The sequence below is a fragment of the Acinetobacter sp. NIPH1876 genome (assembly GCF_022808535.1).
Classification (GTDB): Bacteria; Pseudomonadota; Gammaproteobacteria; order Pseudomonadales; family Moraxellaceae; genus Acinetobacter; species Acinetobacter higginsii.
In genome coordinates this window covers 49,585-68,891 of the sequence record NZ_JALGBR010000013.1, presented here as the reverse complement: position 1 = coordinate 68,891, position 19,307 = coordinate 49,585, and the positions used below count along the sequence as shown (strand labels likewise).

Genomic DNA, 19,307 nt, shown 5'->3' with positions numbered 1-19,307 from the left:
TAAAACTGGTGCATTTTTTGTTTAAAAGTGACATTTTTTGTTGTAGAATAATCTGTATACTCGAGCAGAGTTATGTTAAGTTTTTGATTTTATTCAAAAAATATTTCTAGCAAAAACAACCATACCAAGTTAGAAGTTAGTAAATAGCACTTGGTATTTAAAAATTACTGTGAGTAATAAATGAGTAACTTAAAAGTTTTAATTACAAAACTATCAGCTCCTACTCGTACTGCATTAGAAAAGTCTGCAAACTATTGTATTAACCAATTAAATTATGAAATTGAGATTGAACATCTATTCGTTGAATTATTAAATCAAAACATAGTCAATGATTTACACATTTTATTAAAAAAAAATAATATCTCTGCTGATGCCTTAATTACTGATTTAAAAGAAACCATTGCTTCTTTACCTAAAGGTAATACCCGTACGCCCATCTTTGCAAAATCAATCATTCGGTTATTTGAACAAGCATGGTTACTCGCTTCTGCAGAACAAACGCCTTTAATACGTAGTAGTCATTTATTGATAGCATTGTTAACTGCGCCCGATTTACAACAAATCGCATTTAGAGCATCAAGCTTATTTGAACGTTTTCCAATCGATACAATGAAACATAAGTTTCTCGATATTTGTGAAAAAAGTAGCGAACAACCACAAACAGAAAACACCTCGAACAGTACTGAACAAACAACAAACACTGAATCTACTATCACGGCTGCAAAAACACCTGCCCTTGATCAATACACGATTAATCTGACTGAAAAAGCTCAAAATGGTGGTATCGATCCTGTTATTGGTCGAGAGTTTGAAATTCGACTCATGCTGGATATCTTGATGCGTCGTCGTCAAAACAATCCAATTTTGACGGGTGAGCCTGGTGTCGGTAAAACAGCAGTTGTTGAAGGATTAGCTTTAAAAATTGCACAAGGCTTAGTACCTGAAGCGCTCAAAAATGTACAGCTGCATAGTTTAGACATGGGTCTGTTACAAGCAGGTGCAAGCGTTAAAGGTGAGTTTGAAAATCGTTTAAAACAAGTGATTCAAGAAGTACAAGCCTCTGCTCACCCAATCATCTTATTTATTGATGAAGCACACACCATGATTGGTGCTGGTGGGCAAGCAGGACAAAATGATGCCGCAAACTTACTCAAACCCGCATTAGCACGTGGTGAATTAAGAACCATTGCAGCAACAACTTGGGCTGAGTACAAACAATACTTTGAAAAAGATGCAGCCCTCAGCCGTCGCTTTCAGGTGGTCAAAGTTGAAGAGCCAACCGAAGAAGTGGCGATCGATATGTTACGTGCCATGATTCCAGTGATGCAAAGTCACTTCAATTTACATATTGAAGATCAAGCCATTATTACTGCAGTTCAAGCCTCTCATCGCTATATCAGCGGTCGCCAACTCCCAGATAAAGCAGTGAGCGTACTCGATACCGCTTCTGCCCGTGTTGCTTTAACCCAGAATGCACAACCTGTAATTCTGGATCAACTCAAAGCACAACAACATAATCTTAAATTAGAACATCAAATTATTACCCACGAACATCAACAGTTCCCGATCCATCATGAACGGTTAGATGATCTTAATCAGCAACTTGCAAACTTAGACAAAGAAATTCAAGACACTGAAACTAAATGGCAGCAAGAACTAGCGCTGGTTAAACAAATCCAGCAATTGAATGCACATACAGAACAGGACAATAAGACACAAATTGCTTCACTAAGAGCGGACTTAGCACAATTACAAGGTCAAACACCTTTAGTATTTGAACGTGTCAATGCACAAATCATCAATGAAATCATTTCAGATTGGACAGGTATTCCAGTTGGGAAAATGGTGAATGATGAAATCAAACAAATTCTAAGCCTTGAGGACAAGCTTGGCGAACGCGTCATGGGTCAAGATTATGCGCTCACTCAATTGGTACAAGGCATTAAAACCTCTAAAGCAAAATTAGAAGATCCTAACAAACCACAAGGTGTGTTCCTATTGATTGGCCCAAGTGGTGTGGGTAAAACTGAAACTGCCCTTGCTCTCGCTAATGAGCTGTATGGCGGCGAAAATCACCTCATCACCATCAATATGTCTGAATATCAGGAAGCGCATACGGTCTCATCGTTAAAGGGTGCCCCTCCTGGCTATGTCGGCTATGGTCAAGGCGGTGTTCTCACCGAAGCCGTTCGTCGCAATCCTTATAGTGTCGTGCTATTAGATGAGATTGAAAAAGCACATAGTGATGTTCAAGAATTATTCTATCAAGTCTTCGACAAGGGAATGCTTGAAGATGGCGAAGGTCGTGTGATTGACTTTAAAAACACCACAATCATTCTGACCTCTAATACAGGCTCAAGTGCAATTATGCAGGCATGCTTAAATCAACCTGTAGAAGAATGGCCACATGCCGAAGACTTAATCGAACATCTAAAACCAAGTTTATATAAGCAGTTTAAACCAGCCTTTATTGGTCGTATGCGCATTGTGCCTTACTTCCCACTGCATGATGAGTTATTGGTTCGGATTATTAAACACAAGCTTGGGAAAATTGTTGATCGTATTGAAAAGCAGTATGCAACCAAGGTTCAGTATTCTGATGATTTAATCGAATTATTGTTAAGCCGTTGTACCGAAGTGGATAGCGGCGCACGAAATGTGGACAACATCCTCAACTCAACCGTCCTTCCTGCATTGGCAACTGAAATTTTAGTGGCTCTCGCGGAACATAAGTTACCAAAACTAATTGTGATTGATACTAAAGATGATGAAATTACCTATCAGTTAGATCCAGTTGAGAAAGTAACCAAGAAACGTTCAACTAAAAAAACCAAAGCTGAAGTGTAAATTTTAAGATTGAGCCAAATTTGTGATGCATATGGATATTTTATCTTTACTAACGCCTATTAATGAGCAGTCACCTTGTGGTGAGGATTACTCATTTTCAAATGAGTTTCATGCGATTAAAAAAGCAAAGACCCAAGATGATGTACTGCTTGATCAAGGTGACTGGGTCACTGAACCTAAACAGGCCGATTGGGACTTTGTTGCAACGACATCTATAGATTTACTCCAATCGAAAAGTAAAGATATCCGTTTACTCACTTGGCTCTCAGAAGCTTGGGCAAACCTTTATGGTTTTGCAGGAATTTCCAAAAGTCTCGAGCTTAGCCATCGCTTATTAGAACAATATTGGTTAACCCTACACCCTGAAGTTGAAGATGAGGATCTAGATCAACGTATTGGCTTATTACAGGGCTTGATTAACCAACTGCCGCTATTGATCAAAAAAGTTTCTTTGATCAATCATGCGCCTTATTACCATTTGCTCGACTACGACAACTTTCTTTATCACGAGAATATCCGTCGTAAACAAAGCGATGATTATGAGGGTTCAAGTGGTTCGACAGAATTAGAGCAATTCGAACAAGCCTTATCAAATACAGATAAAAATTTTCAGCGTCAAAACTATCAAAGTTTTAATGAGATCCTACAACAATGGGCAACATTGAAACAGGTTTTAGATGGTCTGCTTGGTTTAGACTCGCCGAGTTTTGCGGCAATCGATTCAAGCTTAGACACCATTCATATCACACTGAAAAAGATTTATAAGACCGATTTGTTTGAGCAACCGACTCAAACTGTCATTACTGAAATCGAAACATCGACAACGCCGATGGTACAACCCGTGACGACACAATCTTCTGCTCCCCAAAACCAGCTGTCTTTCCAGCCACAAGTTCAATCGCATGTCGAAAATCGCGAACAGGCAATGCGGGTATTGCAAGAAATTGCCACTTATTTTCAAAAGAATGAGCCGCATAGTCCTGTCAGCTATATGCTGCAGAAAACCATCAAGTGGAGTCAAATGCCGTTGCATGAATGGCTAACCCAAGTGATTAAGGATGAACATCCTTTACAAATGCTACAGGACACCCTTGGTGTTCAGCCAAAGAATGAATACGAATAATTGTTGGTAAATAAATATGTTTAAAGCAGAAAAGATTCTTTGGGGTGAAGGCTTATTTTTACGTCCTCAGCATTTCCAGATTCAAGACACCTACCATGAGCAACGCTTGAATCATACGATTCGAGCAATGATTCCACATGCCTACGGTGTGCAGAAATTAAAGTTCGATGAAGTTCAACTTTCTACTCATATTCTAGCTTTGCAAGAAGTCGAAATCATTTGGCAAGATGGTGAAATTTATCATGCGCCTGCACAAGACTTATTGCCAGAACCATTGTTATTAGATGACCTTAATCTACAAGGTGAAATGACGGTTTATCTGGCACTACCAATTTTGCAGGCCAATAAGAAAAACATTGCTGATGAAACACGCTCAGTGTCTAGTCGTTATCATAACTATTTGACTGAAACACATGATCTGTTTACTGATGCTAGCCCTGCTGAACTGAATTTGTTACGTCGTCGTGCCGAATTCAAATTGTTAGAACAGCATATTCAACCTAGTCAAAATTTAGATGGCTTCTTATATATTCCAGTCGCCAAGATTAAGCGTCAAAGCTCAGGTCATTTTGAGCTGGATAATAAGTTTATTCCACCTATTTTACATATCGCGGCTTCTGAATCTTTAATTAATAATTTAAAGCGTACGCTCAACGTTATTAAGGCAAAAATTAAAACCATTCAAAGCAACAATCGTGAAAATGAACAGAAACTCATTGAATTCCGTTCGGGTGATATCGTTTCGTTCTGGTTAATCAATGCTTTAAATACGGCTTATGCAGGCTTGAATCACCTGTTGCAATATCCATTGATCCATCCTGAGCGTTTATTTTCAGAATTATTGCGTTTAACTGGATCTTTACTGACCTTTTCGACTGCGTATGATGTGGATCATTTGCCACAGTATAAGCATCACCAATTACAAGACAGTTTCCAACAGCTTGATCTGATTCTAAGAGATTTATTAGACACCATTATTTCGAGCCGTTATTTCAGCATTGCTTTAAAAGAAACACGACCATCGTATTGGGTTGGTAGTCTTGAGTCTGACAAAATTACCCGTGACACTCGTCTCTATATTGCGGTTTCAAGCAGCATGATGCAAACCCATGAATTGATCCAGATCGTTCCATTGCGCTTTAAAGTGGGTAGTACAATTGATGTAGAACAACGTGTTATTGCCGCTCTTCCAGCGGTTCCACTCCATCATTTAATGCAGGTGCCAACTGCAATTCCAGTACGTTCTGGTGTCAGCTATTTTGAAATCGAACCACATCACGAATTGTATCAACGTATGCTTGAGTCAGAATCTATCTGTGTCTATGTACCAGCTGGATTCCAAGATATCAGTATTGAACTCATTGCCGTAATGAATAGTTAAGAGAATCACAATGACTCAACCAACAGGCATCCCCTCTTTATTTGATGATGGAAAAATTGGTTCAGGCTTCCCTACGTCTGACCAACCACAAAATAAAGTGCAAGCGACTAACTTGATTGATCTATTACATGATGGGTTCTATCTGGTTTTTTTACTTCGCAATCGCTATATACCTGCAAATCCAACTGATTTTCGTGAAAAAATTGTCGATTTATTGAACCGATTTGAGCAACAAGCCAAACGCTTACAATTTTCTGCTGATGATATTCACGACGCCAAATATGCATTTTGTGCCTTGATTGATGAAACCATTGCGACGCAACAGGATGCTGCCTATTTTAACTTACAGAATTCATGGCTGATTAGCCCATTGCAATTGAGCCTGTTTGGCTCTCAACTGGCGGGTTATCGTTTTTTTGAAATCTTGGAACAACTGCGCAGTCGTGGCAAAGACCGCCTAGCATCACTTGAGGTTTTCCACTACTGTCTCTTACTCGGTTTTCAGGGCAAATACCGTCTGGAATCTGTAGAAAGTCTAAATCACCTCGTGGCTCGTGTTGGAGATGAAATTGATTATCTCAAAGGGAAAAAAGCAGCATTTTCTCCTTTTGCCGCAATTCCTGACCATATTAAACACATTATTCATCACGAGTTACCCTTTTTCTGGATTCTAATCTTCTTGCTCATGTTTGCTGCACTCACTTTTGCAGGCTTAAAGTTCATGCTATCCAAACAGAATCAGAGTGCTTTAGCTCCTTATCAAAATGTGATTTCAGCACCTGCTGAAGAAGCACATATCACCATCCATTTGCCTTAGTTGATAACGTATGACTCAGGAAAGAGCAACTTCTTTACGCATATTACAGACCAATAAGAAAAAAACCTTATCGCCTGTCATTTATTTACTGATTGGATTTCTTTCAGGAGTTATCTTTGCAGCACTGGTTTTCTTTCTCTTATTTGTTACCGACTCGAGTAGATCCAATACAGCTACAACGCAACCAGAGCAAGCTGTAGAAGAAAATAATCCTGCTCAAGCCCATAATACCAAAACGACAACTCAAAGCTCAGAGGAAACGACAGCTAGTCATCATGAAACAGCCGAATCGGTAGAGGATAATAATTTCACTCAACCCGGTAGTAATGATTTAAATAAATTCTTCCAACGCACACCTCCAGCAGCTGCACCAACACCGACTGGACAGCACGTTTCCCCTTTTGCCAATGAGCCAAATGCAAAATCCACACAAGTTGTAGCGCCAACCAAACCTGTTTCAGGGAAGAATGAAGCAGTCCCTGCGGCAACAAATAAAGTGGTTAAAACTGCTCCTCAAACAACAAAGACTACAGCGCCTGCTAAAACACCTGAGGTAGAAGCGGAAGCACCTGAGGCAACGGTACAAATCAAAGTCACACAAAAGCCTTTTGCTGTGAATGAACTGCAATAAAGCATGATTTTTCTTATTTTCTTTTGCTTTGTCGCTGTCGCGATCGGATTAACCCTGCTCATGTCATATGAGCTGCGTTATAAATGCAAGCAGTTGTTGCAATCATTACTTCCAAGTAGCAAAAAGAAAATTGCCAATGCGATGCAGTTTGCAGAGAATATGCATCAAGCGGCCTCGCCAGAAAAATTACAATCGCATTGGCACTTACAACAATGGTGGATTTTAATTGCAGGTTTCTTTTTATTCGCCAGCATCCTGATTTTTGCGTTTACTCGCCCAATCAATTCCACACGAATTGAAGCTGAATATTTAAAAGAAACTGATCCGCAAATTTATACGCTACTCAATGGTGAAATGCTGAGTCCACCACCAGAAGTCGATGCCAACTTGATTGAAGATGCTATTGTCGAAGCAACTCGGCTTGAACAGGCCTATCAAGCCCAGCATCCAACAGATCCGAGTATTAATGCATCTCAAATTGAGATTCCACTTACACATTCACATGGTAGTTTTGATGTATCCATGGTAGATCGTAAATGGGACAAAATTAATCCTCGCTATAAGCAACGCCTACTGATGGTATTCAAAATCATGAAAGAACAGCACGGTTATGAGTTGGTGTTACTTGAAGGTTACCGCAGCCCAAGCCGCCAAAATATGCTTGCAGGGAATCCAAATACAACCCGTGCCAAAGGTTATCAAAGCTATCACCAATTTGGTTTAGCTGCCGATGTTGCTTTTAAACGCAACGGTAAAGTCGTTATCTCAGAACGTGACCCTTGGGCAATGCGTGGTTATCAACTCTATGGGCAAGTTGCTGAATCCGTTGGTTTAACTTGGGGTGGTCGTTGGAAATCTATTCAAGATTATGGTCATACCGAATACCGTATGCCAGGCTTAAGAAAAACCAAAGAAATGGCTGAACAACTCACTGCAGAAGGACAATTAACCGCCCGATCAGATGAGTCTTAAAAACAGATCTAAAGTACAATTAAATTAAATAAAGCCTATCTTTATAAATGGATAGGCTTTATTTTAATATCAAATTAGAATATTTCAATAAAATATAATTCACACTAAAATTAAAAAAATCTTAATCCACAACAGATATGGGAACTGTTTTTTTAACTTTAAAAATAAACTCCTTAAATATTATATTCATTCCTAATACCAGCATAAAAGCAATCACAAATGATCCAAGTACATCGAAAGGGAAATGGACACCAATATAAATTCTGGACCAACCTACAATTAAAGCCAATAGCAATGCTGCACTTCCAATTTTTCGATAACCAGACAGTAGATATGCAAATGCAATCGTTGCTACTGTCAAGGTATGCTGGCTTGGAAATGAAGAAGATGAACCATGTCCTGTCAGGATGTGTCCGATTCCCATGTCAAAAGGACGTGGATGGTAGTAGACCGAATGAATGATCTGAGTCACGAGTAATGAAACAACGATGGTGATAAGCATCTTGATAAACTGTACTCGGTATTTTTTATCCTTAAAAAACAATGAAGCAATTAAAAATACAAATAATACTGCAATTAAATTATGAGATGCGAATAATGCAGCTTTATCTAAAATAGGATTTTGAGTTGCAGCTGAGTTAATCCAATTAAATAAGCTGATATCGATCGTTTCAATTGACATCGTCAATCGTTCCATGATTATTTGACGATGTGAATATAAAAATATCAGCTTAAAATAAAATTAAATACGCTTAAAAACCAAACAAAATTACAATTTAGTTTTAAGTCGCTATTAATAAAAAAATCCTAAATTTGATCTACCCTTCAATTGGAATGAATTATGGATAACAAAAATAGGCTACCCGAAGTATTAAGCAAAGTGCCTGAAGTGACATTGCTGTTCTGGATTATAAAAATTGCAGCAACAACACTCGGTGAAACGGCTGGTGATGCTTTATCAATGTCGCTCAATCTGGGCTATATCTTAAGTACATGTATTTTTTCTATTATTTTTATTGGCTTTGTTTCACTGCAAATGAAAGCCAAAGAGTACAAACCCTTCTTATATTGGGCAACTATTATCTCAACCACAACACTGGGAACCACCATTGCTGATTATGTCGATCGCTCTCTAGACATAGGCTATCTCGGAGGGAGTATTATTTTACTCACCCTACTGCTTAGCTCGCTTGCGATCTGGTATTGGAGCTGTGGCAATATTGCGGTGAACAGTGTGCAGTCTGCAAAGACCGAAGCCTTTTACTGGGTCACCATTATGTTCTCTCAAACCCTAGGAACAGCGCTTGGTGACTGGACAGCAGATACCCAAGGACTAGGTTATACAGGGGCTGCCCTGATCTTTGGTTCATTACTGCTTATCTTGATTGTCTTGTATTATTGGACCAAGATCTCTAGAACATTTTTATTCTGGTCAGCTTTTGTTTTAACCAGACCTCTCGGTGCGGTCTTAGGTGACTTCTTAGATAAACCCCTTGATCACGGCGGATTGGATTTAAGCCGATTCGGTGCTTCTTTTGTATTATTGGCTTTTATCCTTGTTTGTTTAGTGTTTTTTAAATCCAAACCGGCTTCAACAACACATTAAATCTTTCGCTAATCCTCTTCGTTACACATATAGAAAAGGGACAAGAAAAACTATTTTCTTATCCCTTTTAGTGATCACTTATAAATGATTAGCTATGTTTCCAAGGTACTGCAGGTGAGCCAATCCATGCTGATTTTGCAGGAATATTCTCTCCTTTCATTACCAATGTCAGTGGACCCAATACCGCATGGTCAGCCACATTGGCATTGTATAAAATGATACTACGCGAATTCACTACCACATCACTGCCGATATTGACTTGACCAATTTTCATGATGCGGTCTTCAAATAAATGCGTTTGTGGCCCAGAGAAGCTGTTAAATTCTGCACGGTCTCCAATCTTCACACAGTCAAATTCAGTGATATCGGCGGTATCTAGATATACATCCTTACCAATCCCAACACCTAAAAGACGCAAGAAGAAAGGCAACATCGGTGTCCCTCTTAAATAATTCAAGAAGTTCGGAATCGCAACAGATTCATAGAGACTGGTAATGCCTTCACTGAGCCAAACGAACATGGTCCACATCGGTGCTGAACGTGGTTGATAACGTCCAATTAAAGCCCATTTCAATACGGTCACGATGACAAAACAACCCACGCCGTATAACAATCCAGCCATAGTTAAAGCCAATAGCCCCATCGCAATACTATAGTCATTAATGACATCAATCACTTCTAAAACAATCATATAACCTACACCAATGGCGAGTGCTGTCGGTAATACAATACGTAAACCCTCAATCAAGCCTCGCATAAAACGGCGTTTGATACTTGGTTTAAAGGTAAGATGATCTGGATATTGCGCTGCTGCTTCACGCGCTGGCAACAATAAAGGTGGCGAACCGAACCATGTCTGACCTGAATACATTTCTCGGTTATCTGGCGTTTTTGATTGCACACCAATCAAAACATTATCCGGTAATACCGTACCATCCGCGATATAGGCACTATTCCCAACAAAGCTACGATTGCCAATTTGAGTCGATTTCAACGACATCCAGCCGCCTTTAATTTCTTCATCACCGAGCATCACCGCATCTGCAATAAAACTTTCTTCACCTAGAGTCAGCATTTCAGGAATTACACCTGTGGCAGTCGAAATTTCTGTATTTTTACCTACCTTTGCGCCCAACATACGAAACCATGTCGGAGCATATATGGTGGCGAACAAACCATGTAAAGTCTGTAAACTGGTCTCTAAAATCTGAGCTGCGAACCATTTACGATAATAAGTACCACCATGTATGGCATAAGTGCCTGTCTCTAAACGTGGTAATACAATCTTACGTATAGCCGATGAAATCAATGCGGTAATGACCATCATCATGGCACTGGCAGGAATGGCAAGGATGAAATAATACAGTGCGGTTTGAATATGGTTATTCGGATCAATATTAAACACATTGACATCTAACCAATCCACTAACAAGAAACTTGGGAAAATCGGAATAAAGAACAAACAGGCAATGATTAAAGCACTGACACTGTAATAGCCATATTCAGAAAATTTGCGCACTAAAGATAATTTTGGTCGTGCAGCTAATGATTCCAACTCATCAATATGGCCTATTTTTTTCGCTGGTGTTCCTTCCCAAATTTCACCTGCGGGTACCGTAGTGCCATATTCAATTGAGGTTAAAGCATTGACATGCGCTTGCGGTTCTAACACGGTATTTTCTTCCAATACTGCATAAGAGCCCACATAACTGTCTTTTTTGAGTTGGATTGAACCCAATACGAGATGTCCGTGCTCAACCTTGGCATTTTCCAGATTTACATTGGAACCAATACTGACCCCATCTTCAATCTGTAACAACGATGGCATCCGGATATGCACTGAGCTAATCGTGACATCATGCCCAATTTTTGCCCCAAGTGCTTTGAGATATAAATTCAGTAAGGTTGAACCAGAGAGTAGATATACAGGTGAAATACTGGTGATCCGATCAGCTAACCACCAACGGAAATAGGTCATTCCCCATAATGGATAACGACCTGCGCCAACCCCTAACATCAGTAACCGTTTTACTGTAATTGAAACTGCAAAACTGGCAATAATCACACTGATATACACCAGCAAAGACAACGCGATCGCATAAGGAATACTATCTCGTGTGCCGCCTGTGAAATAGTGATAAGTAAAGAATGGTGCCAACCATTGCAGAATATTGATCGAGATCAATACAGGGATCGTCACCGCCTGTGCAATCCCACACAGCCATTTATAAGCCTGATTACGTGGATTATCTTGTCCAATCTGCCGATCAAATAAGGAGGGTTCAGGTTGTTCTAACATTAAAGCTGCAATCGCGCCGACTTTTCTGGCCTGATATAAGCTTTGAATGGTCAGATGGCTATATTGAGGGTGTTCACGTAAATTCGAGATCAATACCGCAGCGAGTAAGGAATGGCCTCCGAGATCATCAAAGAAATCTGAGTCTAACTTCATTGGGATATTCGGAAATAAACGACCTAGAATCTCAAATAAAATCTGTTCAGCTTCATTCTGTGGCTGGTCAGATTCACTCCGATCAATCACACTGGTTAATGGGCGAGCTTTCAATGCCTTACGGTCAATTTTCCCAGACAACAACCGTGGCACTTCCTCAATAATTTCAAAACGATTAGGCACCATATATGGCGGTAAGCGTTGGCTCAAATGATGTCGAAGCTGTTTAATCTCAATGCTTTGTTTTGCCTCCAACTCAGGTGCAATGAAGGCAATCAACTGATCAATACCATCTTCCGCTCTTAGGATGACTGCTGCCGTACCAATTCCATCAAGATCGCATAGCGCTGCTTCAATTTCACCGAGTTCAACTCGGAAGCCTCGGATTTTAACCTGATCATCGGCACGACCTAAACAATGCACCTGACCAAATTCATCAATTTTGGCCAAGTCTCCAGTGCGGTACAAGCTGATTTCATCCTCATTATTTGCCCAAGGATTCTCAATAAATTTATCTGTAGTCAGATCAGGGCGTCCGAGATAGCCTGGAGCTACACTGGGGCCAAAGATACACAGTTCCCCTGTTTCACCTTGTGCCAGAAGTTCCCGTTCCGCATTAATGACCAACATGCCATAGTTGGGTAAGGGCTTGCCGATGGTGACCGGTTTGCCACGCTGCAACAGTTCCAGACTGGCAGTGACTGTGGTTTCGGTTGGTCCATAGGTATTAAACATTTGATGGTGTGGTAAGGCCCAACGTTCCACCAATGAATCAGGGCACATCTCCCCGCCCAGATTGATGATGCGTAAATTCGGAACATCTTCAGGAAATAAAGCCAGTAAAGTCGGCACAGCATGTAATACGGTAATCTGTTGCTGTTTCAATGTTTGGCAGAGTCGCTCTGGATCACTGACTAAGGATTTTGGTGCAATCCACAAGCTTGCGCCGACGAGGTAAGACAACCAGATTTCTTCAAAGGACATATCAAAAGCAACCGAGAAACCTTGATAGACCTTATCCTGCTCTTGAATCCCTAAAATACTGTTTTCACTACGTAGGAAATGACAGATATTCTTCTGGGTAATTACAATCCCTTTCGGCTTTCCTGTCGAACCCGAGGTATAAATAATATAGGCAGGCTGTTCAGGTGAGGTTTTGGCTAATTCCACAGTCTCATGCAGTGGTCGCTGCAATTCAGTATTGGTCCATTTCGTTTGTGGGACTTCTTGTAAGTGTTCATACCATTCATCACTGGTAATCATCCCCACTGCAGTAGCATCTTCAAGACAGACGGCAATTCGGTCTGCAGGTGTATCCATATCAAATGGTAGCCAAGCCGCACCACTTAAACAAATGGCTAACTGTGATTTTAATAATTCAATACCACGAGGTAGCCATAAACCAACAATATCACCCGCTTTAATTCCTTCCAGGGTCAGATGCTGTGCCATCAATAAAGCTTGTTGATATAACTCGCCATAGCTCAACGTTCGTTCAGCTTCAATCAGGGCGACTTTTTCAGGAAATGTTTGTGCTGTTTCAATAAAAATATCAGCAAGGACTTCATGCTGTAAAAATTCTGGGTGGTGCTTACCACGAATAATATTTTTTGCGCTCATCACACATTGATTCATTTTTATGCTCTCTTTAATGTTTTGATTTAGCCAAAGACGAAATGAGGTATTCGTTGGTAAATTAAAGAGAGCAACTTAAAACAACATTAAACTGTGATGTCTGAATAAACAATAAAACCTGAACAGAACAAAAGTGATCAATCTGACCACTTTTTATTCAAATTATGAACAAATTACCCCATTTATGTTAGGTGAGGTTTTTGCATCTAAGGACACAATTGACAGCGCCATTGCATCAATAACTCGACTCAATGAACTACTCGCACCACTCACAATATCTTGTATCTGATTGTTCTTACCTGATACTGGCTGAGTAAACGTCATACGGCATGCCAACTGCTGATTTTGGGTTGAGTTCTGATCTAAGGTGATATTCGGATCATTACGTTTAATGATCCAGGCAACAGAAACTTCAACATTTTTGTTGGCGATATCGGATGTATTAATAATATCAAAATGTGAAAAATCAGTTGCAACCCGATAAGACACCTTGCCGCCCACCATACCGCTGTTATAACGATCAACCGCACCAAGTTTTTGCTGTAAACCTGCAGACAGGTTATCTCTTAATTCAGCCCCAAGCGTAGACGTCCAACGCTCGTTTTCCATAATTTTAGATTTACCCGCTGCATCCTGTATCACGATAGGCGCACGATTGATACGATCTGGCAATCCAACAGGCAATACTTCAATGACTCTGACCTTTGAACTTGGCAATGGAGAAACTTTGCTTGCCAAGGTGTAATAGTTCGGTGTGGGAGAACCCGAACAAGCTGTGAGCAACACCGCAGCAGATAAGATGCTCACGCTGCTGAGCACTCCTGCTACAGCAGATGAATGTTTAGCGATGATTGTTCTTATCATTTGTTTGCCTCTGCTTTTTTACCCCGAATCAATGATTCAGGATGCTGTTCAATATAATCAGCCATTAATTGTAAAGATGCCGCAGCTCGAGTCATTTGCTGCAATGCTTTACGGACATCCTGCTGCATCGGTGCATCACTGGATAAAATGGATTCACTCGATTGCATGGTTTTACGCACATCATTCAGCGTCGCTTGTAAACCAGGTGCGACTTTGCCATCCAACTGTTTTACCAGTTTGTCAGTCGACTCAATGGTGGTGTTCATATTATTAAGCGTCTTACGAACATCTTGTCCAATTTCTTCGAGTGGGAACTTACTCACTTTATCCGCGATTTGTGAAACTTGTGCCTGTAAGCCACTCAACTCTGTTGCCGTGGTTGGTACTTCAACACGTCCATCTGGTCTCGTGATTAAAGACGCGGCTTTGGCTTTTGGAAACTTATCAAAGGCAATATAGTTCTGACCTGTTAATAAATTACCTGTCCGCATCTGCGCACGCCAACCTCTCTCGATAAAGTATTTAAAAATTTCGCCATCTGGATCAAGTTCTTTGCCATGCGCTAAACGCGATGGATAAATCACTGCATCCACGCGCATTCTTAAATGCGTATAAGACTGATCAAATTCGACGTTGATTGCTTTGACATTACCAATCTCAATGCCCATAAAGTCAATTGGTGCACCCGCGGTTAAACCACGAAGTGAATGATCAAAGTACATAATAATTGGACGCGGCTTACCATCAGGCTCCTTCATCGCCTCTTTGCGAGAGTCTGATAAAGTAAAATAACTATTGTCTGGTGCAATTGCTCCAGCAGAATTTTCTGGATAACCAAAGGCAATACCACCCGCAATAATACTGGCCAGTGATTGCGTATCCAGATTAAATCCTGATGCATTTAAGGTCACATCAACCCCACTGGCCTGCCAAAAACGCGCATCTGTGGTTACGAACTTATCGTAAGGAGATTGGATAAAGGTTTGTAGTTCAACACTTTTCCCATCAGCTGCTAATTTATACGCTGTAATCTGCCCGACATTAATTCTGCGATAGTAAATCGGCACGCCAACATCAAGTGACCCCAAGTCCTGTGCTTTTAAGAAAAAGACCTTGCCTGGTATATCCGATGACACTACAGGTGGAACTTCAAGCCCAGTAAAATTCTCTTGCTTCTGTTCAGCCTTCCCACCATCGACTTCAATGTATGCCCCTGAGAGTAAGGTATCAATACCCGAAATACCACCCGTTCCTACTCGCGGTCTCACCACCCAAAAACGCGAATCTTTGGCAGCAAAATTACTGGCATCTTTACGTAATTCGATTTTGGCAATGACATGAGATCGGTCATCCGAAAGATCAATTTGTCGAACCAAACCAATATCGACCTGCTTATAACGTACCGTGGTTTTCCCTGCAACCAAGCCTTCTGCTGTTCGGAAAGACACTTCAATGGTTGGACCTGTATCCAAAACCGCTTTTGCTGCAAGCGAAAGTGCGATTAAAAGCGCAACAAATGGAACCAGCCAAATCAACGCAGGTCTCCAACGTCCCTTCTTTTTTTCAGGCTCGTCGAAGATTGCATCGTTCTGCGTTACCACCGTAGTGTTTTCTTCAGAATCTTGGCTATTCGGGGTATTTTCTGACATAGTGATCTTTCTTTTATAGGTCAAAAATAAGGCTCATCGTCAATCTTAACTTTTTAATTGATGAATCGCCGTTCCTTTCAAATGATTTGATTGTTGAGCATTCGCGTGACGCGCCTTGAAATAATTGTCCCAAATAATTCTGGGGTCGAAACTGAGTGAAGCAAACATGGTCAAAACCACTACAGCACCAAAAGCAACTGCGCCAGGCCCTGCCAAAATAGTTGCCAATGACTGAATTTGAATCAATGCAGTCAGCAATGCAACCACAAAGACATCAATCATGGACCAACGCCCAATAAATTCAACAATGCGATACATCAGCGCACATTGTTCAGGGGTAAAATGCCATCTTGAGGAAGATTGCATATAGACTGAAATTAATAAAAAAATCAGAATCAATAATTTTAAAATCGGGATAAAAATACTGGCCATAAAAATAACCACAGACACCAGATAATCACTATTTTGCCAGAAATAGATCACACCACTAATAATGGTATCTTGCTGACGCCCCAACAAAGAATCTGTTACCGTCATGGGGAGTACATTGGCAGGTATATATAAAATTGCTGCAGCGACCACCAAAGCAAAAGTACGATTTAAACTTTGTGGTTTACGTGAGTGCAAGGTACTTTTGCATCTTGAACATTGAGCATGATTTTGCTGATCTGCGTGACTTGCTACAGCATTCAGTAATCCACAGCAATGACATTGAATGAGCCCAACCTGTTTTGCCCTGACATAGTTTTTGATCTGTAAATCAACATCGGAAAGCTGTTCTACAATTGAACCAATCTCGGTGTCATGGTCGTGTTTTTGCTTCATCCAAGACTCCGATCAACTTCATCCCAGATATCTTTAATCTTGACCGAAGCAATATAGACCAAAAGCACGCTCAATAATGTAAATGCCCAGAGTGCAACACCAGGAATAACGGTGACCATGCCCACAAGTTTGACCAAGGTTACCAGTACACCAATTAAAAAAACCTCAACCATACCCCATGTCCGAAACAGAAATAAGGCTCTCAGTGCCAAAGTCAAAAATTGAGGCCTGACCTTCAACACACTAATAAAAAAAAGCACATAGCTCAGCAATAACAGCTCAACCAAAGGCACAACAAAAGTTGTAATCAGAATCAAAACACCAACCAAGGCACGATCAATATGAAACATGGTCCATGCAGCACCGATTAAAGTGGTCTGAGAGGTATTGCCCTGTAGCTCAACAATGACGATGGGAAAACTATTGGCAATCACAAAAACAATCAAAGCAGTAATGACCAAGGCAAGCAAAGAAGAAAAAGATCGACTTCGACGATATAACTCCGCACCACAACAGGTGCAATATGCCCGTTCACCCGATGCAAGCTCAACCCTGCGATATATTGCATCGCATTCTTCACAACCCGCCAGTTCAGTGAGTCTGACTTGCTGACCAATCACTACGGATGGATTATTTTTATTCGCCATAAAGTCAAACTCATCACACAGATTCTTTGTTGTTTAAGAAATCGACTTAACCCATTTATACCTTTTATTTTTGCAATCACAACCACGGACTGTATTTCTTACACAATATGTAAACAAATCATCATCTAAAAGCATTCTCAATCCTATTAGTTGATGGCTTATTTAATCTTTATCAGAAAGAACAAAGCTCAAGTACGGGTTAGTCTATCACCAAGCGCACAGCAGCCCTATTATCCTACATAAAAAAGACGAATAGGTTGCAGATCACGCCTACAACCTATTCGTCTATATATTTATTTTAAATAAAAGTTTTACTTAAACGGCTTTATTTTTATAAAAAATATTGTAGCTTGCATAGCAGGCAATAATAAACAGGACACAACAGACGAAGCCCACTTGCATCGATGGATCGGTCACCATACTAATACAGGTGATCACACAGAATACACCACCTAAAATCGGGGTGAGTGGGAATAATGGTGCAGCAAATTTTAAGTCTTTGACTGTTTTACCCGATTTGATCCATTGTCTGCGGAAGTTAAATTGGGAAACACAAATCGAAATCCATACCACTACCATGGTAAAAGCGGCAACACCCAATAAATTTTTGAAAATCGTTTCAGGTGCAAAATGTTCCGATAGCAAACCTGGAATCGCGCCAAACATGGTCACAATAATCGCGATAATCGGTGTGCCTGAACGGGTTAATTTTGAAAACACCTTCGGCAACTGATTCTTTGCAGACAATGACCACATCATCCGCGATGCTGCAAATAAACCTGAGTTTGCAGCAGATAAAAGTGCCGTAATAATCACAAAACGAATAATGTCTTCCGCATATGGAATCCCAATATAATTAAATACGGTAACGAATGGACTATTACTGACACTGTTGGCATTTATACCTGCCATTTCATAAGGCAGTAATGCACAAATCACCACAATGGTACCCACAAAGAAAATCAATAAACGCCAGATCGCGGCATTGATGGCTTTAGGTACTGTTTTCGCAGGTTCTTCTGCTTCACCTGCAGCGACACCAATCAACTCTGTGCCAGAGAATGCAAAGTTCACGATCAACATGGTCGCGAAAATTGGGAAAATACCATTTGGAAACCAGCCATGTTCCGTCAACTTACTGAACAGCGGTGCAGACTCATGCCCATGATAAGAAATAAAGCCAAAGATAGCGGCTAAACCCAACCCAATAAAACAGATAATAGTCAGAACTTTAACCAAAGACAGCCAGAACTCTGACTCAGCAAATAGCCGTGTCGAACTGACATTCAAGCTAAACACCAGCCCTGCAAATAATAAGGTCCACGTCCACATGGAAATAGACGGAAACCATTCCTGCATCAGTAGAGCCGCAGCGGTAAATTCAGTCCCCAAAGTTGCAGTCCACGTTAGCCAATACAACCACGTGATCATATAGCCTGTGCCTGGGCCAATATAAGTTCTGGCATATTCACCAAAAGAACCTGAAACTGGCATTTGTACAGCGAGTTCACCTAAACACAACATCACCATGTATGCAATTACACCACCCAATAGGTAAGAGAGAATCGCACCGACTGGACCAGCCTGAGAAATGACATCGCCAGAGCCTAAAAACAGCCCTGTTCCAATTGCACCACCTAAAGAAATCATCACCAAATGACGTTTGGTCATGGCACGTTTCAATGGTTTACCCACTTCAATCTCTGCGCTCGAAGTTTCCGATAAACTGGCAACATCCTGCTGCGGTACATATTGTCCACTCAGGGCTTGGCCTGAGGGAAATGTCTTTTCGTTATTGTTACTCATACACGGTCACTCCAACTGTATTCTTATGACAACCTGTCCTTGCTGTTTCACT

14 protein-coding genes are annotated in these 19,307 nt (G+C 40.6%); 7 read left to right on the top strand and 7 right to left on the bottom strand.

What is annotated here, in order from left to right:
- The first annotated feature begins 180 nt into the window (after positions 1-180).
- The 6 genes from tssH to MN869_RS14985 are packed head-to-tail and all read left to right on the top strand — an operon-like array spanning position 181 to position 7,771.
- Positions 181-2,847 carry a type VI secretion system ATPase TssH gene (gene tssH, locus MN869_RS15010; RefSeq protein WP_033133147.1) on the top strand — a complete coding sequence of 889 codons (2,667 nt, stop codon included), beginning with the start codon at positions 181-183 and terminating at the stop codon, positions 2,845-2,847.
- A 25-nt stretch (positions 2,848-2,872) separates the two neighbouring features.
- Positions 2,873-3,970: a type VI secretion system protein TssA gene (gene tssA / locus MN869_RS15005; protein WP_033133148.1), complete on the top strand. Its 1,098-nt coding sequence runs from the start codon at positions 2,873-2,875 to the stop codon at positions 3,968-3,970.
- Positions 3,971-3,986: 16 nt separating this feature from the next.
- A complete protein-coding gene (gene tssK / locus MN869_RS15000) occupies positions 3,987-5,351 on the top strand; it encodes a type VI secretion system baseplate subunit TssK (RefSeq protein WP_005205118.1) in 1,365 nt (454 codons plus the stop codon).
- A gap of 10 nt (positions 5,352-5,361) precedes the next feature.
- Positions 5,362-6,168 (top strand): type IVB secretion system protein IcmH/DotU, encoded by an 807-nt coding sequence (gene icmH, locus MN869_RS14995; RefSeq protein ID WP_033133149.1) that lies wholly within the window; start codon positions 5,362-5,364, stop codon positions 6,166-6,168.
- A gap of 10 nt (positions 6,169-6,178) precedes the next feature.
- A complete protein-coding gene (locus tag MN869_RS14990; RefSeq protein ID WP_033133150.1) occupies positions 6,179-6,799 on the top strand; it encodes a hypothetical protein in 621 nt (206 codons plus the stop codon).
- A gap of 3 nt (positions 6,800-6,802) precedes the next feature.
- Complete coding sequence (locus MN869_RS14985) at positions 6,803-7,771, top strand: M15 family metallopeptidase (protein WP_162180569.1); 969 nt, start codon at positions 6,803-6,805, stop codon at positions 7,769-7,771.
- 121 nt (positions 7,772-7,892) lie between these two features.
- On the opposite strand, the gene MN869_RS14980 is transcribed toward MN869_RS14985, so the two are convergent.
- Positions 7,893-8,453, bottom strand: coding sequence for an undecaprenyl-diphosphatase (locus MN869_RS14980; protein WP_005205123.1), 561 nt, complete (start codon positions 8,451-8,453; stop codon positions 7,893-7,895).
- A 159-nt stretch (positions 8,454-8,612) separates the two neighbouring features.
- Here MN869_RS14980 and MN869_RS14975 point away from each other — a divergent pair, with 159 nt between their 5' ends.
- A complete protein-coding gene (locus MN869_RS14975; RefSeq protein ID WP_033133151.1) occupies positions 8,613-9,377 on the top strand; it encodes a membrane protein in 765 nt (254 codons plus the stop codon).
- Positions 9,378-9,465: 88 nt separating this feature from the next.
- On the opposite strand, the gene posA is transcribed toward MN869_RS14975, so the two are convergent.
- The 6 genes from posA to MN869_RS14945 all read right to left on the bottom strand — a co-directional run bounded on the left by posA (position 9,466) and on the right by MN869_RS14945 (position 19,255).
- Complete coding sequence (posA, locus tag MN869_RS14970; protein ID WP_243308535.1) at positions 9,466-13,464, bottom strand: delta-poly-L-ornithine synthetase PosA; 3,999 nt, start codon at positions 13,462-13,464, stop codon at positions 9,466-9,468.
- 162 nt (positions 13,465-13,626) lie between these two features.
- Complete coding sequence (locus tag MN869_RS14965) at positions 13,627-14,328, bottom strand: PqiC family protein (RefSeq protein WP_033133153.1); 702 nt, start codon at positions 14,326-14,328, stop codon at positions 13,627-13,629.
- A complete protein-coding gene (locus tag MN869_RS14960; RefSeq protein WP_164467921.1) occupies positions 14,325-15,983 on the bottom strand; it encodes an MlaD family protein in 1,659 nt (552 codons plus the stop codon). Before MN869_RS14960 ends, MN869_RS14965 begins: the two co-directional genes overlap by 4 nt.
- A 39-nt stretch (positions 15,984-16,022) precedes the next feature.
- Positions 16,023-16,802, bottom strand: coding sequence for a paraquat-inducible protein A (locus tag MN869_RS14955; protein WP_033133154.1), 780 nt, complete (start codon positions 16,800-16,802; stop codon positions 16,023-16,025).
- Positions 16,799-17,449 (bottom strand): paraquat-inducible protein A, encoded by a 651-nt coding sequence (locus tag MN869_RS14950; protein WP_033133155.1) that lies wholly within the window; start codon positions 17,447-17,449, stop codon positions 16,799-16,801. The genes MN869_RS14955 and MN869_RS14950 overlap by 4 nt, the downstream gene beginning before the upstream one ends.
- Before the next feature lie 315 nt (positions 17,450-17,764).
- A complete protein-coding gene (locus tag MN869_RS14945) occupies positions 17,765-19,255 on the bottom strand; it encodes an amino acid permease (RefSeq protein ID WP_005205135.1) in 1,491 nt (496 codons plus the stop codon).
- Between the last annotated feature and the right edge of the window lie 52 nt (positions 19,256-19,307).